The organism is Faecalicatena faecalis (genome assembly GCF_012524165.2).
Taxonomy (GTDB): Bacteria; Bacillota; Clostridia; order Lachnospirales; family Lachnospiraceae; genus Faecalicatena_A; species Faecalicatena_A faecalis.
This window is the reverse complement of the sequence record NZ_JABACJ020000002.1, coordinates 291,753-316,385: the sequence shown is the minus strand read 5'-3', so window position 1 is coordinate 316,385 and position 24,633 is coordinate 291,753. Positions and strand designations below refer to the sequence as shown.

At 43.7% G+C, this 24,633-nt stretch carries 18 protein-coding genes; 11 read left to right on the top strand and 7 right to left on the bottom strand.

Annotation, left to right across the window (positions count from 1 at the left end; all coding sequences use genetic code 11):
• Positions 1-7 precede the first annotated feature (7 nt).
• On the bottom strand, positions 8-733 hold the full coding sequence (locus HGO97_RS04060; RefSeq protein ID WP_216239714.1) for an ABC transporter permease: 726 nt from the start codon (positions 731-733) through the stop codon (positions 8-10).
• On the bottom strand, positions 730-1,494 hold the full coding sequence (locus HGO97_RS04055) for an ABC transporter ATP-binding protein (protein WP_216239711.1): 765 nt from the start codon (positions 1,492-1,494) through the stop codon (positions 730-732). The genes HGO97_RS04060 and HGO97_RS04055 overlap by 4 nt, the downstream gene beginning before the upstream one ends.
• A gap of 286 nt (positions 1,495-1,780) precedes the next feature.
• Here HGO97_RS04055 and HGO97_RS04050 point away from each other — a divergent pair, with 286 nt between their 5' ends.
• A complete protein-coding gene (locus HGO97_RS04050; protein ID WP_216239708.1) occupies positions 1,781-2,638 on the top strand; it encodes an AraC family transcriptional regulator in 858 nt (285 codons plus the stop codon).
• A gap of 61 nt (positions 2,639-2,699) precedes the next feature.
• Here the strand turns inward: HGO97_RS04050 and HGO97_RS04045 are convergent, their stop codons facing one another.
• Positions 2,700-2,993 (bottom strand): type II toxin-antitoxin system YafQ family toxin, encoded by a 294-nt coding sequence (locus HGO97_RS04045; protein ID WP_216239699.1) that lies wholly within the window; start codon positions 2,991-2,993, stop codon positions 2,700-2,702.
• A gap of 204 nt (positions 2,994-3,197) precedes the next feature.
• Between HGO97_RS04045 and HGO97_RS04040 the strand changes: the two genes are divergently transcribed.
• The 7 genes from HGO97_RS04040 (at position 3,198) to HGO97_RS04010 (ending at position 11,136) form a co-directional block, all read left to right on the top strand.
• On the top strand, positions 3,198-4,016 hold the full coding sequence (locus HGO97_RS04040; RefSeq protein ID WP_216239692.1) for a MerR family transcriptional regulator: 819 nt from the start codon (positions 3,198-3,200) through the stop codon (positions 4,014-4,016).
• Between the two features lie 300 nt (positions 4,017-4,316).
• The gene (locus HGO97_RS04035) at positions 4,317-4,934 is read left to right on the top strand and encodes a flavodoxin family protein (protein WP_216239690.1); all 618 of its coding nucleotides are present in this window, start codon (positions 4,317-4,319) and stop codon (positions 4,932-4,934) included.
• Between the two features lie 61 nt (positions 4,935-4,995).
• Positions 4,996-5,772, top strand: coding sequence for a MurR/RpiR family transcriptional regulator (locus tag HGO97_RS04030; RefSeq protein WP_216239689.1), 777 nt, complete (start codon positions 4,996-4,998; stop codon positions 5,770-5,772).
• Complete coding sequence (locus HGO97_RS04025; protein WP_216239686.1) at positions 5,762-6,532, top strand: MurR/RpiR family transcriptional regulator; 771 nt, start codon at positions 5,762-5,764, stop codon at positions 6,530-6,532. The genes HGO97_RS04030 and HGO97_RS04025 overlap by 11 nt, the downstream gene beginning before the upstream one ends.
• A 168-nt stretch (positions 6,533-6,700) precedes the next feature.
• A complete protein-coding gene (locus HGO97_RS04020; protein ID WP_216239685.1) occupies positions 6,701-7,624 on the top strand; it encodes an HAD family hydrolase in 924 nt (307 codons plus the stop codon).
• Positions 7,563-9,254 (top strand): glycoside hydrolase family 13 protein, encoded by a 1,692-nt coding sequence (locus HGO97_RS04015; protein ID WP_216239683.1) that lies wholly within the window; start codon positions 7,563-7,565, stop codon positions 9,252-9,254. The genes HGO97_RS04020 and HGO97_RS04015 overlap by 62 nt, the downstream gene beginning before the upstream one ends.
• Complete coding sequence (locus HGO97_RS04010; RefSeq protein WP_216239681.1) at positions 9,241-11,136, top strand: PTS beta-glucoside transporter subunit IIBCA; 1,896 nt, start codon at positions 9,241-9,243, stop codon at positions 11,134-11,136. Before HGO97_RS04015 ends, HGO97_RS04010 begins: the two co-directional genes overlap by 14 nt.
• A 140-nt stretch (positions 11,137-11,276) precedes the next feature.
• Here the strand turns inward: HGO97_RS04010 and HGO97_RS04005 are convergent, their stop codons facing one another.
• Positions 11,277-13,871 carry a hybrid sensor histidine kinase/response regulator gene (locus HGO97_RS04005; protein ID WP_216239679.1) on the bottom strand — a complete coding sequence of 865 codons (2,595 nt, stop codon included), beginning with the start codon at positions 13,869-13,871 and terminating at the stop codon, positions 11,277-11,279.
• A complete protein-coding gene (locus tag HGO97_RS04000) occupies positions 13,868-15,775 on the bottom strand; it encodes a sensor domain-containing diguanylate cyclase (protein ID WP_216239677.1) in 1,908 nt (635 codons plus the stop codon). The genes HGO97_RS04005 and HGO97_RS04000 overlap by 4 nt, the downstream gene beginning before the upstream one ends.
• A gap of 657 nt (positions 15,776-16,432) precedes the next feature.
• On the opposite strand from HGO97_RS04000, the gene HGO97_RS03995 reads away from it, so the two are divergent.
• A complete protein-coding gene (locus tag HGO97_RS03995; protein ID WP_216239669.1) occupies positions 16,433-19,801 on the top strand; it encodes an ATP-binding protein in 3,369 nt (1,122 codons plus the stop codon).
• A gap of 144 nt (positions 19,802-19,945) precedes the next feature.
• On the opposite strand, the gene HGO97_RS03990 is transcribed toward HGO97_RS03995, so the two are convergent.
• Together HGO97_RS03990 and HGO97_RS03985 are read right to left on the bottom strand one after the other, a co-directional pair.
• Complete coding sequence (locus tag HGO97_RS03990; RefSeq protein WP_216239667.1) at positions 19,946-22,030, bottom strand: DUF11 domain-containing protein; 2,085 nt, start codon at positions 22,028-22,030, stop codon at positions 19,946-19,948.
• A gap of 3 nt (positions 22,031-22,033) precedes the next feature.
• Positions 22,034-22,336 carry a hypothetical protein gene (locus HGO97_RS03985; protein ID WP_216239665.1) on the bottom strand — a complete coding sequence of 101 codons (303 nt, stop codon included), beginning with the start codon at positions 22,334-22,336 and terminating at the stop codon, positions 22,034-22,036.
• Between the two features lie 168 nt (positions 22,337-22,504).
• Between HGO97_RS03985 and HGO97_RS23645 the strand changes: the two genes are divergently transcribed.
• The gene (locus HGO97_RS23645) at positions 22,505-23,482 is read left to right on the top strand and encodes a hypothetical protein (protein WP_246597285.1); all 978 of its coding nucleotides are present in this window, start codon (positions 22,505-22,507) and stop codon (positions 23,480-23,482) included.
• 86 nt (positions 23,483-23,568) lie between these two features.
• Entirely contained in the window at positions 23,569-24,630 is a 1,062-nt protein-coding gene (locus tag HGO97_RS03975) for a cobalamin B12-binding domain-containing protein (protein WP_216239663.1), read from the top strand.
• Positions 24,631-24,633 lie beyond the last annotated feature (3 nt).

Sequence of the window (24,633 nt, the reverse complement as noted above, 5' to 3'; positions counted from 1 at the left end):
AGTCCTCCTATTCATAATGTCGATTCTTACTGATTGCCCAACCTATTACATAAAAGATAACTGTTTCGATTAAAGCAATAATGATAACATTCATATCCATGTTTAAATTTGAGGCTACTGCTGGTTTCGTCATCAAAACAAATGGGTTCATAAGAAAAATAGATGTATCACTTAATGCCATTGCCATACCACTGAAAAAGCCAGCTACACCAATTCCTAAAGAATACCAAATATTTTCACAACGAGATGATATAAGCAACATAAACGATAGCACTGGTAAAGACGTTATAAATATATAGCCAGTATATTTTAATAAAGTGCTTAGTTCAAAGGTTCCAGTAGGAAGATAGATATTTCCAATAATTGCTAAAGCAGAATTTTGCAAAACAATACATAATGCTAACAACACAAATAATATTAAAAATTTTGATGAGAATACGCTAGAGGTTTTAAACGGAAGCATATATATCTTCTTAATTGCATTTCCTCGAAACTCAATATTATAAGTTAATGTAGTAGCAACGATAATACCAAACATATTTAAAACCATAATCATCCCATATATTTGCGTTAATAATACGACCATAGGTGGAAGGGGCAAATTAAGTAAAGTATTTTTTCTTATAATGAAATTTGCAAGAGCGTATAAAGCCCCTAAGATCCCTATCATCGGAAGCAGCTCAAGAACACCAGAACGTTTACATTTTTTTAATTCCACTTTAAAACTCTTCATAGTTTCGCCCTCTGTTTCCTTAAAGCATTATCTTTATCGATCATTGTCAAGAACATTTCTTCTAAATTATCTGCTTCAAAGCCAGCTTTTCTTGCAGAATTTCTTAAATCCTCTAAACTGCCTTCATAAAGAAGCTTTCCATGATTTAAAATACCGATATCATCAGCAATTAACTCAATTTCTGAAAGCATATGTGAGGAAATAAGGATAGTACAATCATATCTTTTCGGCAAAGATTTAATGAGATTTCTAATTTCATGGATTCCAGATGGATCTAGACCATTTGTTGGCTCGTCCAAAATTAAAATAGGAGGTTCGCCAATCAATGCCGAAGCTAAACCTAATCGTTGTTTCATACCTAAAGAATATTTTTTGGCAAGTCGATTACCAAATTCTGATAAACCAACTAAATCTAGGGCTTCATCAACAGAAGAAGCAGGAAGTTCCAAAATTCTACGGATAATATCTAAATTTTCCCGACCAGTTAAATTTGGATAAAATGAGGGAGATTCAATGAAAGAACCTATCTTTTTTAAAATATTTACACGGTCTGCTGGAAATGTCATATTATCGATCATGAAATTTCCTTTGGTAGGGGCTGTTAAACCTAAAAGCATTTTCATGGTTGTAGATTTACCTGCACCGTTTGGACCTAAAAAACCATAAATGCTTCCTTTTCGAATGTGCAGTGTGATGTCATCAACGGCCTTAAAATTCTTATAACTTTTAGTTAAGTGTTGTGTTATAATAATATCTGTCATATGATCTCTCCTTTCTTGATAATTTCATCTTACATGTCCTTCCTTACGCCTACTTTCTCTCTACCTTACATTTACCTTACAAATCCCGGCCACTATTTAAAACAAATGGAATTATTACTCTCATAAAATAAGTCAATTCCGAATATCCGCCGTTACTTGTGTATGCTGGCAATAAAGGGTATACTAATTATGCTGTTTCTATAAAAGACAAATCTGAACAGAAAATGACGGGAGAAGTCCATTTTCTGATGATAGACTGTAGATACAGCGAAGGAGGTAAGGGTTCATGGAATGGATGGAGTCAATAGGGAAAGCAATTCAATACATTGAGGATCATATCACAGAGGAACTGTCTGCGGATCAGATAGCAGGGGAAGTCAATCTCTCTCCTTTCTATTTCCAGAAAGGATTTGCAATGCTCTGCGGATTCACACTCGGAGAATACATCCGTAACCGGCGGCTGGCTCTGGCCGGCAATGATCTGGCTACCGGTGATGACAAGGTGATAGATATTGCCCTCAAGTATGGATATGATTCCCCGGACAGCTTTACAAAGGCATTTACCAGATTCCATGGAGTGACCCCCTCACAGCTGAGAAGACACGAGACGATGCTGAAATCATTCGCACCGCTCAAAATCAGAATATCATTAGATGGAGGATATCTTATGGACTACAAAATTGTAAAAAAGGAAGCGTTCACGGTAATTGCAAATGCAAAGGAATTTTCTTATGAAGGAGCGAAGGACGCTATACCACCGTTCTGGCAGGAACATTATAAAGAGGGCAAAGGACAGACTGTCATGGGCATGTTCGGAATTAATATTGATGAGGAGATGGGGCAGAATAAATTTGAGTATCTGATTGCAGATCTATACGATCCGGCAAAAGAGATCCCGGAAGGTTTTGTGACCAGAATCATTCCGGAGTTTACATGGGCAGTATTCCCATGTAAAGGCGCGATGCCAGAGGCACTGCAGGATGTGAATATCAAGATTTTTTCAGAATGGCTTCCGTCACTCAAAGAGTATGAACTTGCGGCGGGATACTGCGTAGAGTATTATGAAGATCCATCTAAGTATGAAAAAGGAACGCTGGATGAGAATTATTATTGTGAACTCTGGATTCCGGTAAAGCAGAAATAAATAGAGTAAAGCATAAAGCAATCTGGAAGGGGCAGTACCTTAAAAAGGTATCTGCCCTTCATTACATTCTAAAGATGTCTGCATGTGTTCCAGTGTCCACGAGAGTGAGAGTCAATATGTCATTTTCAATCAAATAAACCAAAGGCCAGTCTGGTTTAATATGACATTCACGGAATCCTTGAAATTTACCACTTAATCTATGATCTCGATACTTCTCATCAAGCTGTCTGCCCTGACGCAGAGTATCAACAACTTCATCTAGCAGGGAGAGATCAAGACCGAGGTCGTTAAACAAATCAGTTACTTGTTTCTTAAGGTCTGCATCAATTCGGATTTGAGTTGGTGTTGTAGCCATATAATCACCGCCTTTCACTTATATAGTATTGCTATTGGTGTACAACGTCAATCAAAAAGATGATTTTTATCCACAAGTTTATAGATATGGGGTAAACATGGGATATATTTTCCGAACTTTTAATTCAGGTATTGACTCTCTCACTATGGTATACTCTACAGTATAATTGAGCTCAGAAATAAACACATATGTGAGGTGGAACAAATGTTAAGAATTGGAGATTTTTCAAAACTGTCAAGAATCAGTATCCGTATGCTCCGGCACTATGATGAGATAGGTCTTCTTCATCCAGACAGTGTAGATGATTTTACGGGATACCGTTACTACAGTGAAGACCAACTTCCTCTGGCAGGACGGATACAGACACTAAAGAGTCTGGGATTCGGTCTTTCTGTAATCAAAGAAATCATTGATAAATACGAAGACACAGCGGAGATGGAGCGCTTTCTTCGTGTAAAAAGAAGGGAATTGGAGACAGAAGCTGAGGCGGTCAGACAGAAGCTTACACTTCTTGACAGTACATTGAAATGGCTGAGAAAGGATGGTAATCTTATGGATTATAATGTAACATTAAAGACAATACCGGAGAGATATGTAGCAAGTGTGCGTCAGGTAATTCCAGCATATGACTGTGAGGGAATGCTGTGGGAGATGATGAACCGGGAACTGGAACCGCAGAAGGTGCAGCAGGCATCTCCGTGCTATGGAATGGCTGTTTTTCATGATGAAGAGCATAAGGAGCATGACCCGGACGTGGAGATTCAGATCAATGTGGCCGGGGAATATCAGGATACTGAGCACGTGAGGTTTAAGACAGTACCTCCCATCCAGATCGCATCTGCTACTTACAAAGGCAGCTACGAGCAGATTCCGAGAGTGAACGAGGCGGTAGCGAACTGGGTGGTAGAGAATGGATATGACTTTGACGGTAAGTCATTCTGTATCTATCATGTCAGCCCGGGGCAGACATCGGATCCTGAGGAGCTGGTGACAGAAGTATGCTTCCCAGTAAAGAAAAAGTAGTTCGAAAATAGGAATCAGACAGGAAGGTATCTATTATAGTATAGGTACCTTCTTTGCATAAGTTTTAAAGTATATTGGACAAAATCTGCCGGTTCAAAGTAATTTTATTTCTATAAGTTTTTTCAGTTTCTTGGGAATAGTAAAAGCCAGCAATTTATGATAGTATAAATGTATATTCTAAGAGCACATATTTCCATGTCTTCTAAAATGATGTCATTGGTTGATGAGATTCTAAAAGACATGGGGGACATAAGTGAAGCAGTACGGCAGTATGTGACAAAGGAAAAGGAGGATTCTAAAATGAAAGTATTAATGTTAAACGGCAGCCCGCACAAAGATGGCAATACATATATCGCCCTGCAGGAGATGGAGAAGGTCTTCGCGGAGGAAGGCATTGAAGTGGAGATTGTGCAGGTGGGAAACAAGGATATCCGGGGATGCATCGCCTGCAATTCCTGCAGCGAGAAGGGAAAATGTGTATTTGATGATGCGGTCAATGAAATCGCTCCGAAGTTTGAAGACTGTGACGGTCTGGTAGCTGCCAGCCCAGTCTATTATGCATCGGCGAATGCGACTCTGGTCGCACTTCTGGATCGTTTGTTCTATAGTACCTTATTTGATAAAACGATGAAGGTCGGGGCGAGTGTTGTAGCGGCAAGAAGAGGCGGTCTGTCAGCGACGTTTGATGAACTGAACAAGTATTTCACCATTGCAGGAATGCCGGTCGCATCCAGCCAGTACTGGAATAGTATTCACGGCAGGACACCGGGGGAAGCGCTGCAGGATGCAGAAGGCCTCCAGACGATGCGGACCCTTGCAAGGAATATGGCATTTCTGATGAAGAGCATCCAGCTCGGCAAAGAAGCTTTTGGGCTGCCCAAAAAGGAGAAGGTCACACCGACTCATTTCATCAGATAAAGAAGAATGGAGTCAGAGGAGTCACCCGGAGGGGAATCGGAACAGATGTTGAGGTGTGAGGATGAATCTGGAAGAACTTGTAAATCAAAAATATTCGTTGCTCACTGCGAATGACAGAGAGATGCTGACCGCAGTTTTTAGCAATAAGCAAAAAGTCTGGGAGATGAACAGTACACAACTGGCCTCCTATCTGCATGTGTCGAGGACGACATTGGTTCGTTTGATGAAGAAGCTTGGGATTGACTCATATCAGGAATTCAAAGTGCTGTTGAACATGAGAAGGGAAGAGGGGCTTTCGCCCTGTACTTATGATCTGCAGGACATTGTCAGTGAGTATCATCTTATGGTTGATGAGCTGAAGAAGCATAGGTATCAAAAAGTATGCAAGAGCATATATGAGGCAGATACAGTTTATATGTATGGCTCGGGCAATGAGCAGAAGATCATAGCGGAAGAATTTAAGCGGATTTTTATGACCTTTGGAAAATGCTGCGTCGATCTGTTCGATCTGGGAGAAGTGGAATTTGCTGTCGAGCGGATGAAGGAGAAAGATCTTCTGCTGGCAATTTCTCTTTCAGGAGAAAATAAGGAATCCATGGATGTGGTGAGAGCCGTTCAAAAGGCAGGTGTCCAGACCATTTCCTTCACGCGGTGGGAGAACAATTCTCTGGCAAGGCTCTGCCAGGAAAGTTTATATGTGGGGACGAGGACAATCAGCCAGTCATCGGGCAGGACATATGAGATGGTGGCGTCATTTTATATGTTACTGGATGTGTTGTCTGTTCGTTACCTTGAATTCGTGCAGATTCAGGAAAGGAAGATGGCAGATGAGAGTTGAAGAGCTGTTGAACAGTCATTATGAAGCGTTCAGTGAGAACGAAAAGTATGTATGCCATTATCTGCGCAATCATTATGCCGACTGTGTAAAAAAGACAATTGATGATTTTGCCGCTTCTTGCAATGTCTCTAAGACTCTGCTGGTGAGGTTCGCAAAAAAGCTAGGCCTGACAGGTTACAGTGAATTGAAGGCAAGGGTGAAGCTTGAGATGCAGGAGCCGGAGGGGGATGTGAAGGGCTTACTTAAGACCATGACGGACAGCTACCATAAGATGATGGATGATCTGAATCAAAAAGATCTGTCTTCATTTTTTGAAAAATTGTATCACGCCAGGCGGGTCTTTGTCTTTGGAAGCGGCTCGTCACAAGCGCGGGCGGCCAGCGAGATGAAGCGGATCTTCCTTCCGGCCAGGGAAATCATACATCTGCACGGGCATGATATGTGCTATGCGCTCTTAAAAAGTGCGGCCCCGGAAGATTTGGTGATTATTATTTCACTGTCCGGTGAATCTGACACAGTCGTGGAGCTTGCAAAGGCATTGAGGATGAACCGTGTTCCACTGGTTTCTATCACCAGGCTGACAAGCAACAGTCTTGCCTCGGTATGTGAAGAAAATCTGTATATCAATTCGGTCCGCTTGCCAGTGAAGTACCATATTGAATATGAAAGCAGCACACCCTATTTTATTCTGATCGAGTATCTTTACCTGTCTTACCAGAACTATCTGTCCGGTAAAAAAGAGGAGATTAAGAGGGAATAAGGTTTCGGAAAAAGAGGAGAAATGGAGAATAAAAAGAGGTGTACAAAGTTGCAGATATGAAAACTATGTACAAAAAGAGTACATAGTTCTTAAAAGAGTCCAGATGATTGAAGGACTCTTTTTTTTGTGTTAATCTGACCTCAGATCAAACAGAGAGGAAGCAAAGCGATGACAGAGGCTATTTATCTGGATATTGACGGAACCCTGCGAGATGAACAAAAGGGGATTCCTAAGAGTGCTATATGGGCACTTGAGCAATGCAGGAAACAGAACATAAAAGTCATCATCTGTACGGGAAGAAACCCAGCCTCGATTCAGAATGATGTACAGGCACTTTCGCTGGACGGGATGATTTCAGGAGGCGGATGTTATATCCGGTATCGTGATGAGATATTATGGAAAAAGTATTTTTCACCCCGGACCATCGAGTATGTACTAAGGCAGCATGATCAGGGGGATTTTTCACTGGCTATGGAGACAGAGACAAAAATATGGATGGATGAAAAAGCGTTCACATTTTACCGCCAAGATATCGAAAAGAAGCTTCGAGGATTGAACGAGCAGCGGAAGAATCAGTTTCTGATTCAGAACAAGATTGTCTATGAGGCGAATCTAAAGCAGTATGATGAGAAAGTTACAAATGTCCATAAGCTGTGCATGGCAGGAGAGAAAAGAGAGATAGAGAGAATCCAGTTTTCGTTAAGAGGTGAGTCGGAAATCGGACAGGAAAAGTTATGGAACGGCCGATGGTACCTGGAGCTGCTTCCCAGAGGGTGCGACAAAGGAAAGGCAGTACAAAAGGTCAATCAGAGACTTGGAATCTCAAAGGATAATACGATCAGCTTTGGTGACAGTGAAAATGATATTGCAATGATGAAAGAAACAGGGACAGCAGTTGCGGTAGGAAGCTGCAGTATACTGGTTCAGGAATGTGCATCATCCATTTGCGAACCAGTCATGGAAGACGGTCTTTATAAGGAACTTGTCAGAAGAAAGGTAATCAGACCAGATTTAGGGAGGAACAGTGAGCATGAAAGAACAGTGGTGGCAGGAGGAAGTTGTATATCAGATCTATCCGAAGAGCTTTTATGACAGCAATCAGGATGGAATCGGAGATTTAAGAGGAATTACAGAAAAACTAGATTATCTGGAGAATCTGGGGATAACAATGCTCTGGATCTGCCCGATCTATCAATCGCCGATGGATGATAATGGATATGACATATCTGACTACAGAGCGGTCGCAAAGGAATTTGGAACCATGGAGGATCTGGAGGAACTGATCGGGGAAGCAAGGAAAAGAAGAATCAAGATCATGTTAGACCTGGTCATCAACCATACTTCGGATGAACATGAGTGGTTTCAGAAGGCCTTGGCCGATTCCAATTCTCCATACCATGATTTCTATATTTTCAGGGAAGGGGACAGGGAACCGAATAACTGGCGGTCTGTTTTTGGCGGCAGTGTGTGGGAGAAAGTTCCGGGGCGAAAGGAGTACTATTTTCATGCGTTCGGGAAGAAGCAGCCAGATTTGAATTGGGAGAACCCAAAACTGCGGGAACGGTTATATGAGATGGTCAATTGGTGGCTGGAGAAGGGAATCGCAGGATTTCGGATTGATGCAATCACTTTTGTAAAAAAGGACCTCTCCTGGAAGGACCGCCATCCAGACGGTGCGGATGGTCTGGCAAAATGTACGAAGGCCGCCCGGAATCAGCCGGGGATAGGAACATTTCTCCACGAATTGAAGGAGCACACCTTCGATAGACATGAGTGCGTTACAGTTGCAGAAGCACCTGGAGTACCGTATGATGAATTGGAGGAATTCATCGGAGAACAGGGATATTTCTCGATGATCTTTGATTTCCGTTATGCAGATCTTGATATCGCATCCGGGAGTGAATGGTTCAAACGCATCGATTGGAATATCCGGGATCTCAATGAGAAGATCATGGCAAGCCAGATGGCATTGCAGAAATATGGCTGGTGTGCGAACTTCATAGAAAATCATGATCAGCCGCGCGCCGCTACGAAATACTTAAGAGAGGATGAGACAGATCAAGAAGCTGTCAAGACACTTGGGGCGATGTATTTCTTCTTAAGGGGGATGCCTTTTATTTACCAGGGACAGGAACTTGGAATGAGAAATTTCAAGAGGGAAAGTATTGCAGAGTTCAATGACTTGTCCAGTATCGATCAATATTACCGTTCCCTGGAAGAGGGATATAGTGAAGAGGAAGCGTTGGAATTCGTGAATCTGAGAAGCAGAGATAACGCGCGGACGCCGTTTCCATGGAAGAAAGAACAGTTTGGCGGCTTTTCATCTGTCAAGCCCTGGCTTGGGATGTCAGAAGAATATCCAGCCATCAATGCTGAGGAACAGGTGGGCAGAGAAGGAAGTGTCTACGAATTTTATAGATCCATGATTTCTTTCCGGCAGAAGGGACCGTATCATCACTGTTTGATTTATGGAAATATAAAACCCATCGCAAGCAATGAAAATGTGATCGCATATCAGCGGTATACACAGGAAGAGACAATCTACTGCTGGTTTAATTTCAGCAGGGAAGAAAGCGTGGAAGACATGCCACAACAGGAGGCAGAAACAATCTGGTCAAGCTATGGAGAAGCAGAAATAAGAGGGGCTAAGCTGGTCCTTAAGCCATATCAGTCACTGCTTCTAAGAGGAAGAACAGGGGGAAACGATAATGGAGAAGAATAATTATCAGGATATTGCACGGCAGATCATCGAGATCGTAGGGAAAGATAATATGATTTCCGCAACACACTGTGCCACACGTCTTCGTCTGATCGTGAAGGACAGAGAGGCGATCGATGAAAAGAAACTGGAAAAAGTCCCATTGGTGAAAGGTACCTTTTTTAATGCCGGACAGTTTCAGATCATTCTGGGTACAGGGATTGTGAATAAGGTGTATGCAGAAATGGAAAAGATGGGACTGAATACACTGTCTAAACAGGAACAGGATGCAATCGTGAAGAAGCAGCAAAAAGGAATCAAACGTCTGATGAGGACTCTGGGGGATATTTTTGTACCTATTATTCCGGTGATTGCGGCGACAGGTCTGTTCCTGGGTTTGAAGGGATGCGTCTTTAATGACAATGTTCTGGCGCTTTTTGGGGCAAATTCCAGTATGATACCGGACTATGTGACGACATTGGTAAATGTGCTCACGGAGACGGCATTTGCTTTTCTTCCTGCCATTATCTGCTGGTCTGCATATAAGGTGTTCGGCGGCATGCCGGTCATCGGGATCGTTCTGGGGCTGATGCTTGTCTCTCCGATTCTGCCGAATGCCTATTCGGTGGCCGATCCGAACAGCGGAGTAGAGGCTGTCAAAGCGTTTGGCATGATTCCGATTGTCGGCTGTCAGGGAAGTGTTCTGACTGCCATACTTACGGCCCTGATCGGCGCGAATCTGGAAAAGAAGCTTCGTAAGGTCATGCCCAATGCGCTGGATTTGATCATGACTCCATTTATCGTCATGCTGGTGACATTTCTGGCAGTCATTCTTGGAATAGGACCAGTCATGCATGTCATAGAGTTAAAGCTGGTACAGATCGTAGAACTATTGATTCATATTCCGTTTGGAATTGGTGGATTTTTGATTGGCGCGACCTATCCTCTGCTGGTGATCACGGGGCTGCATCATACATATACCATGATCGAGACCTCCCTGTTAGCAAATACCGGATTTAATCCAGTCATCACGCTCTGTGCCATGTATGGATTTGCAAATGTAGGCACCTGTCTGGCATTTTTTGTAAAATCCAAGAAGGAGAATGTACGTCAGACCGCGATCGGAGCCATGCTTTCACAATTATTTGGAATCAGTGAACCAGTACTTTTTGGTATCCAGCTTAGGTATAATTTAAGGCCGCTTATGATCATGCTCTGTTCTTCGGGATTGGGGGCAGCATTTTTATCGATACTGAATATCCAGTCCAACTCATATGGACTCGCTGTACTTCCTTCTTATCTGATGTATATCTATGAGGGGAGACAACTGTTATGGTACTTGGTAATCTCCATTTTTTCAGTAGTGTTCTGCTTTGTAATGACCTGCATGTTCGGAATCCCGAAGGAAGTGACCGTGCCGGACATAAAGGAGACAGAGCCGGAAGGGAGTTTTGAGGAAGAGGAAATTACATCTCCTGTCAATGGACAGATGATTGCATTGGAGAGCGTAAATGATCCGACCTTTGCCCAGAAGCTGCTGGGCGATGGATTTGCAGTCATTCCGACAGATGGCATCATCAAAGCCCCGGCAGACGGACGGATTGAGGTGGCATATGAGACCGGGCATGCAATCGGTATGACAACGGCTTTCGGTACGGAGCTTCTGATCCATGTGGGAATCGATACAGTGTCCCTGAATGGGGAAGGTTTTGAGAAGCTTGTGTCAGAGGGCCAGGAAGTGAAAAAGGGAGAGCCGATGCTCCGGGTAGATTTAGAAGCACTTGCCAGACTGGGAAAAGATTCCACGGTGATGGTCGTCTTTACCGGCGGCAGGAAGGTCATGGACACACAATATGAGCAGACAGTTACAGCATGTGGACAGAAGGTGTGTACCATTGGAAATTAAGGGAATATGAAAAGATATTCCCTCATAAGAATGTATCCTTATTGGGCTATTAATGCCCAATAAGGTATGTCCAGAAGAACGAAACTCGGCGCTGTACTTTGCCTTTTTGTAAAGTACAGCGCCGTTTACTTTATAAAGGATCAACGCAGCCATTTCTTCAGTGCGTCGATTAGTTTCTGAGGTTCCACGGGCTTGGCCACGTGGTCGTTCATACCTGCATCCAGTGCCCTGCGGACATCATCCGCGAAGGCATCGGCGCTCATGGCTACAATAGGGATATCTTTCAGATCCTGTCGATGGATCGCCCGAATTTCGCGGGCTGCCTCATAACCATTCTTATTTGGCATCTGAATATCCATAAAAATCAGATCATAGTAATGGGACGGATGATTCTTCACAGCATCTACCGCCTGTTGTCCGTCACGGGCTGCCTCTACCTGAATGCCCATATTGGTAAGAAGTTCCCGGCCAATCTCCAGGTTCATATCATTATCCTCTGCGAGGAGGATTCGATGTCCGGAGTAATCAACATGTATCAGGTGATCCAGTTCTTGAGCATTGGTTGGTTTTAGCATCGCTCCTGCCATAGTAGAATGCTGGTTTTCAGAAAGTTTTAAATCAGAAGAGCGTTTCTGCTGAAGCTTTAAGTAAACTTCTACTGTAAAAGTGGTACCCTGGTTCAGATGGCTCTCAACATGAATCGTTCCATTCATCATCTGTGTGATATTCTTCGCAATGGACATACCAAGGCCTGTTCCTTCAATATTCTGGGAAACTGATTTGCGGGAGCGGGTGAATGGATCGAAGATATGGGCAATGAACTCCTCTTCCATACCGATTCCATTATCTGCTATAACAAATTCATAGCAGGCACTTCCGTGTATCTGGGAAGGTTTTTCTGTGAGCCGGAAGGAAATGGTTCCGCCTTCAGGGGTGAACTTGGCTGCATTGGATATGATATTCACCAGCATCTGCCTCAGACGAAGAGGATCTCCGACCACATCCTCGTGTGCAAGGCAGGGATGATCGATGTTAAAATGCTGTTTTTGGGCTTCTGTCTGTGGATAGGTGATAGAGAGAATACTCTCCAAAATATCCGACATGTGAAATGGTTCTTCTGACAGTACGATTTTGCCGCTCTCTATTTTGGACATGTCCAGGACCTCGTTAATGAGCGCTAACAGATGTTGGCTGGAGGTCTGGATTTTATTCAGACAGTCGATGACACGCCTGGTATCATCCAGATGTAGAAGCGCGATGGAGGTCATTCCCATGATGGCATTCATAGGGGTGCGAATATCATGACTCATGCGAGAAAGAAAGTCACTCTTTGCATGATTGGCCTCTTCCGCGGCCTGGAAAGCATCCTCAAGGGACTGGCGGGCCTTTTCTTCTATCCGTTTCAGCGCCGTTACATCCTGTATCGCGAAAAGAACTGTGGATGGAATCCCGTCTTTCTTCTTAAGGCAGAGGATCGAGGCATTCTCCCAGCGCTCTTCCTCCCATTGGATGCGGTATTCATATTGAATGTAAGGTTTGTCCTCTTTGAGCTGTTCCCGGACCGATTCCTTGGACATCAAGGCTTTTGTCTTCCCGATTCCATCCTCATCCACATAATGGGCGGACAGATAAGCATGCAGGTCGTCAAAATTCCCCTGTGCGGGGACGCCCTTTTGAGTACCCTCCAAATATTCATAGGTGCCTCTTTCGTAATCCACGATTGCAAACCTAGAAAACAAAGGCAGGATCCCTTCAATAATCCAGGATAATTTTTGCTTTTCTTGAATCAGACGCTTCTTCTGGCTTCTGTTCTTTAAAATCAAATAGAGCAGATACAAGACGAACAGGATGACGAGACGTATCTCAAGTTCCACACCTGATGAGGCAGCAGTATAAAGCATATTGTTAGTCAGAGCAGAGGGGAAAATCTGCAGTAGCATCCAATTGGTGCTGGAAAGGGCGGTCAGATATGCATTGCCGGTCCCTTCGGTATCTTGATAGGTATAACCGAAAGAAGAATGCTTTGCGAATGCATCCTGAATCTGCTCTACATCTGCCTGAGACACTCCATTATGATTAGAAAGAATTTCCAGGATATTCTGGGGTGGATTCTTGTCATGGCTTACTGAAATCACGGTTCCATCTTTTTTACAGAGGTAAGTTCTTGCGGGCATTCCAAAAAAGTCAGTAGAGATAGTTTGACGCAGACGTTCTTCCCGGTACATTCCGTTCAGTACACCGATGATCTCTCCTTCATAAGAAATCGGAGTGTAATAGTTCACCAGTGTCTCATGGGTAATTCTGGAATTGAAAATCAGGGTGATTCCAGAATTACCTTTCATGCCCTCTATGTAATTTTCACGGTCGACGGAGTTAGATGTCTGTCCATCGCTTCGATGATTCAGCCCATTTGCATCTACGAATTCCAGATAGTCAAAAGCAGATTTCCTTTGCAGCATCGCAAGTGTATCCTGGCTCACAGAGGGATTGGTCAGAGAATTTTCTACCGTAACAGCGATAACATTCAGAGCATACTGGCGGGTTTTCAGCATATCGTCAACACGGTCAGTCGTCTGTCTGGTGACATCCTTTGTATAAATTTCGTTTTGTTCTATGATTCGTTCATGGTTATCGTGCGCAAAATCATAAAAGGAAAACAAAATCATTGCCAGTAACGCACATGCCAGAATAATCTGTTTCCAGGTCTTTTTATTCCCTCTGCTTATAGATTTCATAGGGCACCTCTTTCATGATATATGGTGAAACCATTTTTCCCATTTTCTTTTGTCTGGTATAGGGCGGCATCTGCGCACCGATATAAGTTTTCAAAGTTCTGCCCCAAGGAGGAGAACGCAATTCCAATGCTGGCAGTGAGATGGCAGCTGACCCCATCCTTGACACACTCCATATCCAGAGCTTTTGAAAGCTCCCTTGCCTTTTCTTCTCCAAAATCTTCCGAAGGAACAGATAGGAAGGCTGCAAACTCATCACCGCCGATTCGGCCGAGGATATCAGATTCCCGGAAATGTCTGCGTATCTTCTGGGTAAAGCAGGTGATGCAGTAATCGCCGAAGGCATGCCCGTACCGGTCATTAATCTGTTTAAAATTATCAATATCGAAGATGATAAAAGCGTACCGATTTTCAGGATGTTCTGATAACTGTTTTTGAATTAGGGTCTCCGTCGTTATCTTGGTATAGAACCCAGTCATTCCGTCCTGCTTTGCCATCAGTTCCTTCTTCTTTTCGGAATCTATGTTCTTGCGATAGGAAAACATATGGACAGATTGATCCTCCTGTGAGAAGAACAGGTAGGTCTCCACCCGGGTCCAGTGGTAATTGATTCCATCTTCCGTAATCATAAAGTCGTAGCTCAAATGATTGTTTCCGGACTCGAATTCTCGGATTGCATTTTTGGGGGTGAACATCTGTACATATCCCTCCCGGAATTCTTCCTTGATCTGCTTCTTGGCAATGACGCGCAGACCCTCATCAAAGGGCATCTTGCCGGCTCCCAAACTGGAAAAATATTTTTCGGTCGGTTCACCTACATAACAGTTCTTCGTCAAATTCAATTCATAGATACTGTCATAAAGCTCCTCGGTCGCTTTCTTGAACATCATTTGATGCTCATCTACCAGTTTGACAATCTGACCATTAAAGTTACGGATGACAGTGGTGATGATGACCAATACCAAAAGAATGACCAGCATGATAATGAAAAATGACTGGTAAAGCCGCATCTTCATTTCGTGGACGATCTGTCCAGTCTCCTGTTCGACAATCAAATTCCAGGATAATTCCGGGATGTAGCGGCTTACAACATAACTTTTGTCTGTATGATCTGCATTCGATGTCCATAATTCCAGATTTTTGGAGGCATCATTCCAGTTCAGAACCTGAGATTTTATATCTTCCTGTCCATAAACGTCGAACCAATTCTTTTTTTCATAGCCAGTATAGGAAGTTGAAATTTCGATGTCCCCTTCTTTATTGATCAGACTGACTCTGACATCAAATTTATCCTCATATCCCTTAAGCAGTTCTTTTAAATAGTCCATCCGTATTCCAACGCCCACCACACCGAGGATTCGGCCGTCAGGTCCCTGGATTTTACAGTTTACGAAAGTGGTGATCACATTATCCGCACCTGTCACCTCATCATTATCTACGTTGAGAGAATACTCTTCAGCACTGTCTAACAGGCTGTAATACCATTCATTTTCAGGGTTCTCTTTTGTTAGGACACGGTCCAGTCCATTAAAGTTATAATATCTGCCAGAAGCAGCAGAAACCAGAAAAACGGAATCGAAGTCATACTTTTTCTGATAGGCTTCCAGATATTTCTTGACGGTCAATATATATTCACTATCTTCCAGATTCGTACGTTCCTTATTGATGTGGTCGATGAGCAGGCTGTCATGAGCCATTGTGAGTGAGATGTTGATGGGCTTAGAGAAGAGGGAAGACATTTGATAATAAATTCCATCAGCAGACAGAGAAGATACCTGTTCTACATTATTTAGAGAAACCTGATAATTGGCGCGGTAGCTGAAAATGGCGGTAATGGCAAAGCCAAAAATCAAAATGATGCTGATCAAAAGATTTGTTTTTAAAAGCTTACTGTTTTTACGATTCATTGTGGGTCCCCCGATATTGTTCTTATATGTGATGTGCAACCCCATTCTTTAGAGATGCTGTATACACAAATAATTGTGAGTTTTATTCTATTTTATCAAATAAAGCAGCTTGTGAAAAGCTTTTTTTGTGTATTATGTACAAAATAAATTTGATGAAAGAAAAAGTGAATTAAAAATAGAAGACAAACGTCGTGAGATAAAAAAAATAAATGCCATTAGAATTAGATGAAAATTTTATATAAATTAGATGATATGATTTTGTGGGAAAGGCAAGAGTGAAAAAAAGTCCTCTGTTTATCAAGTGTAATTCAGAAATATCCAGGATAGTAAGAATGAATGAAACATAAATTATATTATTTTATCTTTATATTATGATGGTAAAATACAGCCCTGTGTGTTAAAATAGAACAGAAAGAAATTCATGAAATCAGTTTATCAATAGCAATTCCCATACCATTACCTGTTTTGGAGAGATACTTCGGCCGTTAGTATCTTATTTATCACCGAGCGTGTGTAACACAGCATGACTTTGCAACCGTGCAAAAGTGAGGAACGGTAACGATAAATACGAATGAAAAGGAGGGATTTTTAGTGTGGATAATCCCTGAAAGAGGCCGGATTAACAAATGGTGTTCTCTTTTAATGTCTATATGTCTTATGGCAGTGTGGTTATCAACGATACGATCCATCCCAATTTACGCCGCAGACAATACATATCAAGGAAAGAACAGCCAGCCTGGAAAAATAAAGGTTGGATTTTTTCAGTTCGACGGTTATCACGAGATCAAGGAAGATGGCCGCAGAACCGGCTATGGATATGATTTTCTGCAGATGATTGCGGGCTATGAAAATTTTGAATATGAATATATCGGTTATGGCAAGAGTTGGTCCAAAATGCAGCAGATGCTAAAGGACGGCGAGATCGATCTTTTGACCTCTGCTCAGAAGCTTCCTAAAAGAGAGGCGGATTTTGATTTCAGTGAGCAGAGCATCGGTGTCAGCTCCACGATCCTGACAACAAGTGCAAGTGCGCATCTCTATAGTGCGGGTGACTATGCCGGCTATAATGGAATGCGTGTGGGCCTTCTTAAGAATAACAGCAGAAACCTAAGCTTCGAAAAGTATGCAGCAGAAAAAGGATTCTCCTATATCCCGGTCTATTTCGAAAATCAGGAGGATATGAAGGCTGCAATGTTTTACGGGAAGCAGATCGATGCAATGGTGACCAGCGATTTAAGGCAGATCGAGAATGAAATTATACTGGACAAATTTGACAGCTCTGCATTTTATGTAATGGTGAAAAAAGGAAATACAGCGCTTTTAGAGAAGGTGAATCACGCAATTGTACTTCTTAATTCCGATTATCCCAGTTGGAAGTCCATGCTGGCATACAAATATTATAACAAGTCTTCTGGCGGAAAAGAAATCGTACTGACTGCGGACGAACAGAGTTATTTGAATGAGCTGCATGCAAAGGGAAAGACCGTCAGGGTCCTGATTAATCCCGGAATCAAACCCTACTCCTATTTTGTGGCACATAAGCCCAAAGGAATCATGGTAGATATTATGGAGAGGGTTGCAGAAAAGTGTGGAATTCCCTATGAAATCATGGAAACGGCGAATACGGCAGAGTACTATGAGGCGATGAAGTCAGGGGCAGCAGATCTGGTCATTGACAGTGCCCTGAGCTATTCTCAAGCAGAGGATATGGGATATTTCCTTACGGCGTCGTATTTCAGTGCAGGATTTTCAAGAATCACGATGAAAGACCACTCCGGCGATTACCGGATTGTAGCAGCAAGAAGGGGAGCGGCAGATATTAATCATCCGTATCAAGAGATGTATGGTTCCATGAAGGTTAAGGAATATGATACGACAGATGAGTGTGTCCGTGCCGTCATGGATGGAGAGGCTGACTGTACCTTTACCTATACCTGTGTGGCAGAGATGTATGTGAGATCAGATATCAGGAATCAGCTTACCTATACGACAATGCAGAATCCTCCCACCAGTTTTTCAATCGCTGTGTTAAGGGAAAAGGGCGCGGTGCTATACCCTTTGATGAATAAAATAGCAGACAGCATCAGTGGCGAGGAAGTCCAGAAGATTATTGATGAAAATATGGAGCTGCGTGAGTCGGATGCGTCTTTTTTGAGCTACTTGTACAAGAATCCAATCGTGCCGGTCGTTTTCCTGACGATTCTGGCAGTCGGTTTCGTATTGATCGTAGTTCTGTTCTACCGAGGGAAAGAGGCACAAAGCGAACGGAAGCAGAGACAGGCACTGGAAGAGCAGATGAAAAAGGAACGGGATTATCAGAATCAGTTGGCAAGGACCGTTGAGGAGGCTAACCGTGCCAATCATGCGAAATCGGAATTCCTTTCCCGGATGTCACATGATATCAGGACGCCTATGAATGGAATTATGGGAATGCTGGATATTATTAAGAAGAATCGTTATGACGAAGAACGGGTAGATGAATGCATTCAAAAAATTGAGACATCTGCGGGGTATCTGCTAACATTGATCAATGATGTCCTGGAGATGAGCAGGATAGAGAGCGGAAGACTGAGCCTGACGGAAGAGTCTTTTGATCTGAACGAGATGCTGGTAAATAATACACGGATCACAAGGCAGTTCGCCATTGAATATGGGGTCACGATTTACTGCGATTCGCCGAAACAGATGCCTCATACCCGCTTGATTGGAAGTCCGCTCCATGTCCGGCAGATTTTAATGAATATTGAAAGTAATGCTGTTAAATACAATAAACCAGGCGGCATAGTAGACTGCAGTGTGGAGGAAATCGCATCCACTGAGGATACTGCGACCTACTGTTTCCGTGTTGCTGATACGGGAATTGGAATGAGTGAAGAGTTTATGGAGCATATTTTTGAACCGTTCAATCAGGAGAAGAGTGACAGCAGGACGACTTTTAATGGAAGCGGGCTTGGAATGTCGATTGTAAAAAAAATGGTAGATGCGATGCATGGAACGATCACAGTCGAGAGTACGGTCGGAGAAGGGAGTGTCTTTTTGGTTACCCTCACTTTCCAAATCGATAAATGTCCACAGCAGAATTCACAGAAGGGCAGGTATGCGGGAAGCAGAGGACTGGAAGGAGCTAGAATCCTTTTAGTGGAAGATAATGAACTCAATATGGAGATCGCACGATTTATGCTGGAAGAGGCAGGGGCAATGATTGATACTGCAGAGAATGGGCAGATTGCAGTGGATAAGTTTACCCAATCAGAACCAGGAAGTTATCAGATTGTTCTGATGGACATTATGATGCCTGTCATGGATGGGCTGACAGCTTCAAAGGCCATCCGGGCATCGGATAAGGCGGATGCAAAGACCATTCCGATCATTGCAATGACGGCAAATGCGTTTGCAGAGGATGTCAAGAACTGCCTGGATGCAGGTATGAATGCGCATATTGCAAAGCCGTTGGACTATGAGGATGTATTAAATACAGTCTGTCCGTTTACGGAAATCGATGAGGCGGCCCTATATATGAGGAAAAATGGGGAGAATCAGATAGGAGAGAATGTAAAGGAGAATACAGAGGAAAAAGACGAAATCTGGGTAAGGCCACAGTTCGTGTCAGGATATGGCTTGAACGAATGGGAAAAGAAAATGAACCTTAAGCAGTATAATCACGAATTATTTGCAGTTATGAAGGTATTTACAGATAGCTGTTGGCAGATAGACCTCGAAAAAGCGACTGTAGTTGCTCTGCAGGAATGGCTGCACCCGGAGCTGATCGGTCGTCAGTCGGGCTACCATCAGATTGTGGCAGAGTTCGCAGAGAAAAATGTCTATGAGGACGACCAGGAGTTATGGCATAATGTGATGGATCTGTATCAGCTAAGGAGGCTGAAGGAGGAATTCGCTTATCAGATCCGCATGAGGACCCGGGAAGGAAAATTATTGTATTTTAGAGTCATGCTCAATCCCTCTTTTGATAAGGATGGTAAGACGAATGTTGTATATCTGGCGGCTAAGGTTACAGCCAGTATGTAGGCTCGGGTGGTAATAAACGGATTTTTTTGCTTGATTTTGCAGAAATGAACAGAAATCAACAGAGATACAAAGAGGACATGTGATGAGTAGAGAAAGGCGGCACGTTTTTTGTGCCGCCTTTTGAAGTGTAAGAAAAATCGATGCCTAACTCTCCAGGCAGTTCTCTAATTGACAGGATGCATTCTGCAGTTTTGCCTGGAGTACAATCTCAAGCCGGGAGACAGAGCCGATCATACTCGTTACAGAACGGTTCAGCTCGAACAGTTCGTCGTTTGTAACACCTTCCATATTGATGAATTTCTGCATTTTCAGTCCCTCTGCATTTAGGATGCGCGCAAGTGCGGCCTCCTGGAGTGCGACGGATTCTACCAGATCCACCAAGGCCTGACATCTTGGGGTCAATATGGTGGTCGTGATCGTAGAAGTATTATTGTCAGGATTCGGGTCAGGGGTTGACGAGGTGACGGTGGCTGTATTTATGATATTTCCCTCGGCCTGCGGCTGTACCGTTCCCCGGATGAGTATCGTTCTTACTTCCCCTTCTGCCAGTGTTCCCAGACTTAAGTTTCCAGGCCATGGAAGGAAAGTGGAACCACCGTTTAGGGAATATTCTGCGCCTGTAAGGGCAGCAGGAATGGTATCGGTCAATAAAACATTTTCGGCGGCAGAAGGTCCAGAATTTGATACGGTGATCGTATAGGTCAGTAGACCGCCCTGCTGTATGGTACGACTGCCAGTTTTTGTGACGGACAGATCGGCCAGCGTTCCAGTGATGAGTACCGGGACCTCATTGGATTCTACCTCGAATTCGGCAGGAATTCCGCCCTCCACTGGAGTGTAAAAGTAGGTGACAGCGGCCTGGTTGTGTGTCGGATTCTGTGCAGGAACAGATCCGGCAACAGTCTGGAAGGTGACCGTAGCGGTCCCGTTTCCGGGGATATTCGGGATGGTAAAGCCCGTATTCGGATTGGCAGCAGGAAGTGAGGTTCCGTTGACTGTGACACTGCCCGGTACGAAATTCAGCCCGGTAGGGACCAGATCCCGGAAAAATACATTTGTCAGAGGGTTCGTGCAGGTGTTGGTCAGAGTGACTGTATATTCAACGTTTTCTCCGATGCTGGCGGAGGAGACACTGGATGTTTTAACAGGGGTGAATTCGCGGATAAGGATTTCATGGAATTCTACATCATCGATGGCGTAATCATTTCCAATTACCTCAGGGCCTTCGCTTCGGAATTCAACGATGAGAGAGGTATTATCCTGGGAATTGATAACAGTTCCGATCTGTTTCCATTCCGGTGCATTGACATTGGGCGGAATCAGGACTCCTAAAGGAGCACTGTAAAGCACCTGACCGTCCTCGTTTAAGATTCGGACACTCAATTCTGGATTCGGATATCCTGTTACTTTAAATAGATTCAGGATCCAGGAGGTAAATAGATAGTTCGTATTGGGCTGAACATTTACCGTGGCTCTGAAAAAAACAGCGCCGGGGTTGAATCCATTGACGATCATCATGCGTCCGGTCTCATTTCCGGTCGTGTGGTCCGCGATGCGCCACCATGCGCCAATCTCCGAGCTCAGGGAGTTGGTCATGATATTTTGTACCGTATACTCTCCTCCGAATGGCGCGTAGACTTCCGGGTTCGGCAGTACATAGGTGAAATCGGGCGTTACATCAGGATAAGGCTCCGTGGGTGCCCCTGTATTTGCCGGGGTGCCGGGCGGAAAAGTTCCGAAGGTCCCATTGTCTGCCGCTTTGATCAGATTTTCGCCAGAGACGATCGCGCATTGATCCAGAAGAGCCTCAATGGGAGTATAGATCACAGGGCCATTTAAAAAGTTCTGGTTGGTCAGGTTTGTACCGGATACGGTTACGAGAAGTGTATCCGGTGTCAGGGAATCCAGATTAGTAGTTCCGGCAGGCGGGGCAATGACCGTGCCGATCGGTGGATTCATCCCTTGTGGTACAGGCCCGGCAGCGGCATCCTCAAAGTCGCCAGGTGTCGGTACTCCTCCAGAAGTACCATAGGATTCTACGATTCGGTAGTCCCCGTTTGGTACGTTGAGGAAGGTATAATTTCCATTCACATCTGTAAGGACAGTCAGCCTTACATTCGTCTGTGTATTCTGTAAAACGACAGGAATCCCCGCAATCCCAGAGTCTCCTGTGGTGATGGATGCACTTCTGTCTCGGTCAAATATGACGCGTCCTGATATTGTAGCCATAGCTTATTCCTCCATTCCATTCATACTGTTCTCGGGCACAAGAGGGCATTGGATAAACAGCTCTGCCTTCCCCTGGAGAATCAGCTCCAGCCTTGTGACTGCGCTGATCATCAATTCTGCTGATTTGTTCATTCTTAGCAATTCCTCTGTAGATGTTCCATCCATATCAATGATGGACTCCATTTTTTCTCCTTCTGCATTCAGGATGTGTGAAAGAGAGTTTTCCTGCATTGCAATAGATTCTATCAAATTGGTTATAGCCTGGTCAGCAGTGGTGTTCCCAGGCGTTATAATAGGCATGCCCATAACAGATCCTCCTGAAATTTCATTTTATATAGTAAGAGCGGGTTTCAGCTCTATACTTTATAGGTATGCAGAGAAACTCTGATTGGTCATTATTCGGCAGTTTTGTGTCCTCAATTCCTGGATGGCATATAGTAAATATGAAAGGCAGAAATTTATAGGAGGTCTTTTATGGATCAATTACTAGAGCTGGACGCCGTGACCAGCTTATCGGAACCTTTGTGTAAACGATATAAGGGGATGTCATTTGATGGAAACTTTTTTTATTTGACACTGCCGGAGGAATCAAAAGTCTGCAAATTCAGCCGGGATTTCATCTTTCTTCATAGCTTTGAGGTGAATCGGCCCTATTTTGCAATTTGTTATGACAGTATAGAGCATTGCTTCTGGGCCTCAGAGGAGCGGCTGCGTCATACCATTTTTAGATTGGATTGCGATATGGAGGAGTGGGGCGAGGTGCAAATACGTAAATGCTGTGCTGTGAGCTCTGGCATATGTGGATTAAGCTTCCATTGTCAAAATGAAACAATCATAGTAGCTTATGAAAACTGCACGATAGAGCTGACAAGAGAAGGAGAGATGGTGCAGGTCCTGCAAAGATCAGAAAAGGATGAGAATCTAGGTGTGCTGTTTGTTCCTCCCTTTCTGATTCTTGTTCAGAGATGCCGCCAGAAGCAGTTCCTTAAGATATTTTGCAGGGAAGAGCTGATAAGATGTCTTTGTATTCCAGATTGTTATAAAGTAAAAGCTCTCATTTTCTGCCCATGCTGCGGTATAGAAAGGAAGAAGCTTGTACTTTTTATTTTGGTGTGGGATTCCTGCTCATGTCCCTGTATCCTAAAATGCGTCCTTGATTTTTGTGGAAAAGAAATTTGTGACTGCAATTTTTCATGCTGCTGTGAGAGGGAAGATTGCAGATGTAGTATCATTGAGTCGGTCGCAAAGTCGGAATGTGCATTGGCTCATATCCTGAATGCAGAAGGAGAGAAGCTGCAGAAAGCCGTTGAGCTTGCGGATAATATTTGCGAGCTGCTGGAAGTAAACAGATCCGTGCAGCGGACGATCACAAAGGTCACCTTCCTTGAGCAGGTCCTTTATGCAAAATTGGAAACAGCAGCAAATTCGGTAGATAAATGCGAAGAAAAATAACAGATATAGGTGAAAATCTTATGTTCTTTTCTGATTTATATGGTAGAATAAGGATGTTAAGGACGTCAGGACAAGGGAGATACGTGATGAGCTTATTAATGATAGAGGATAATCCAAAGTTCCAGAGGCTGTACAGTGAAGTTTTTGGAAGACAGTTACAGTTAGATTTTTACAAAGACAGGATAATCACGGCTGTGGATAAGGAGAATATATATCAGGGAGTCCGGTTCTGTATTACCTTCCTTTATACAGCGTATGTCTTGGAAGAACCAAAGATTTTTGAAGAGTATGCAAGATGGGTCTATCACCTGCTTCGTCCGCTCAAACCAGATAAGACCAAGGAACAGATGTATGGGATGTTGACAGAACATTTTCAAAGTATACATGATGCTATGGTATTAATCATGTCCGATGCAGAGTGCCAAAAACTGGACAGGCTGCTTACATGTGCAGGTCGTGCACTGGCAGAAGAATATCGTGCAGAAAAATGCGGCATCAAACAGGCACATTCAGAATATAAGGAGAAGGCAGAACAATATCTGGCGTTTTTAATGAAATCAGATACAAAGGGTGCCGTGTCTTTTCTTCTGGAATGTGTGAACGTAGGGATTCCGCTGTCTAACGTATACGTAGATATTGTGGCGGAGGCGATGCGCCAGGTCGGAGAACTATGGCATCAGCATCTGATCACAGTGGATACGGAGCATTATTGTACATCAGTGACACAGCTTGCAATTTCCCAGATGTATCCAATTGTGTTCGGGCAGAAGGAACGGGTTTCGAAAAAGGTGCTGGTGGCTTGTGCGGGAAGTGAGCTGCATGAGCTGGGTGCACGTATGATAGCAGATCTGTTTGAGTACAGAGGCTGGGACAGCATCTATCTGGGAGCGGCAGTCCCGATGGATGCGCTTTTGGCAGCACTTAAGGAGCATGCTCCTTATCTTGTGGCGCTTTCGGTCACCATGCCGCAGCATTTGATTGCTTGTAAAGAGATGGCAGAAGAGATTCACAGACAGTATCCTCAGATTAAGATAGCAGTCGGAGGAAATGCCTTTCAAAGTACAAATGAAATCTGGAAGAACTGGAGTGTAGATGTATATACCTGTGATGCAAGAGCACTTGTGGAGTGGGCAGAACATACATTGTGAAAA

Bases quoted from the DNA above. Each gene is read 5' to 3' on its own strand.
- HGO97_RS04040 (WP_216239692.1), top strand. From the start codon at position 3,198: ATGTTAAGAATTGGAGATTTTTCAAAACTGTCAAGAATCAGTATCCGT.
- HGO97_RS04010 (WP_216239681.1), top strand. From the start codon at position 9,241: ATGGAGAAGAATAATTATCAGGATATTGCACGGCAGATCATCGAGATC.
- HGO97_RS03975 (WP_216239663.1), top strand. From the start codon at position 23,569: ATGAGCTTATTAATGATAGAGGATAATCCAAAGTTCCAGAGGCTGTAC.
- HGO97_RS04045 (WP_216239699.1), bottom strand. From the start codon at position 2,993: ATGGCTACAACACCAACTCAAATCCGAATTGATGCAGACCTTAAGAAA.
- HGO97_RS04025 (WP_216239686.1), top strand. From the start codon at position 5,762: ATGAGAGTTGAAGAGCTGTTGAACAGTCATTATGAAGCGTTCAGTGAG.
- HGO97_RS04020 (WP_216239685.1), top strand. From the start codon at position 6,701: ATGACAGAGGCTATTTATCTGGATATTGACGGAACCCTGCGAGATGAA.
- HGO97_RS03985 (WP_216239665.1), bottom strand. From the start codon at position 22,336: ATGGGCATGCCTATTATAACGCCTGGGAACACCACTGCTGACCAGGCT.
- HGO97_RS04035 (WP_216239690.1), top strand. From the start codon at position 4,317: ATGAAAGTATTAATGTTAAACGGCAGCCCGCACAAAGATGGCAATACA.
- HGO97_RS04055 (WP_216239711.1), bottom strand. From the start codon at position 1,494: ATGACAGATATTATTATAACACAACACTTAACTAAAAGTTATAAGAAT.
- HGO97_RS04015 (WP_216239683.1), top strand. From the start codon at position 7,563: ATGAAAGAACAGTGGTGGCAGGAGGAAGTTGTATATCAGATCTATCCG.
- HGO97_RS04060 (WP_216239714.1), bottom strand. From the start codon at position 733: ATGAAGAGTTTTAAAGTGGAATTAAAAAAATGTAAACGTTCTGGTGTT.
- HGO97_RS04000 (WP_216239677.1), bottom strand. From the start codon at position 15,775: ATGAATCGTAAAAACAGTAAGCTTTTAAAAACAAATCTTTTGATCAGC.
- HGO97_RS04050 (WP_216239708.1), top strand. From the start codon at position 1,781: ATGGAATGGATGGAGTCAATAGGGAAAGCAATTCAATACATTGAGGAT.
- HGO97_RS04030 (WP_216239689.1), top strand. From the start codon at position 4,996: ATGAATCTGGAAGAACTTGTAAATCAAAAATATTCGTTGCTCACTGCG.
- HGO97_RS04005 (WP_216239679.1), bottom strand. From the start codon at position 13,871: ATGAAATCTATAAGCAGAGGGAATAAAAAGACCTGGAAACAGATTATT.
- HGO97_RS23645 (WP_246597285.1), top strand. From the start codon at position 22,505: ATGGATCAATTACTAGAGCTGGACGCCGTGACCAGCTTATCGGAACCT.
- HGO97_RS03995 (WP_216239669.1), top strand. From the start codon at position 16,433: ATGGCAGTGTGGTTATCAACGATACGATCCATCCCAATTTACGCCGCA.
- HGO97_RS03990 (WP_216239667.1), bottom strand. From the start codon at position 22,030: ATGGCTACAATATCAGGACGCGTCATATTTGACCGAGACAGAAGTGCA.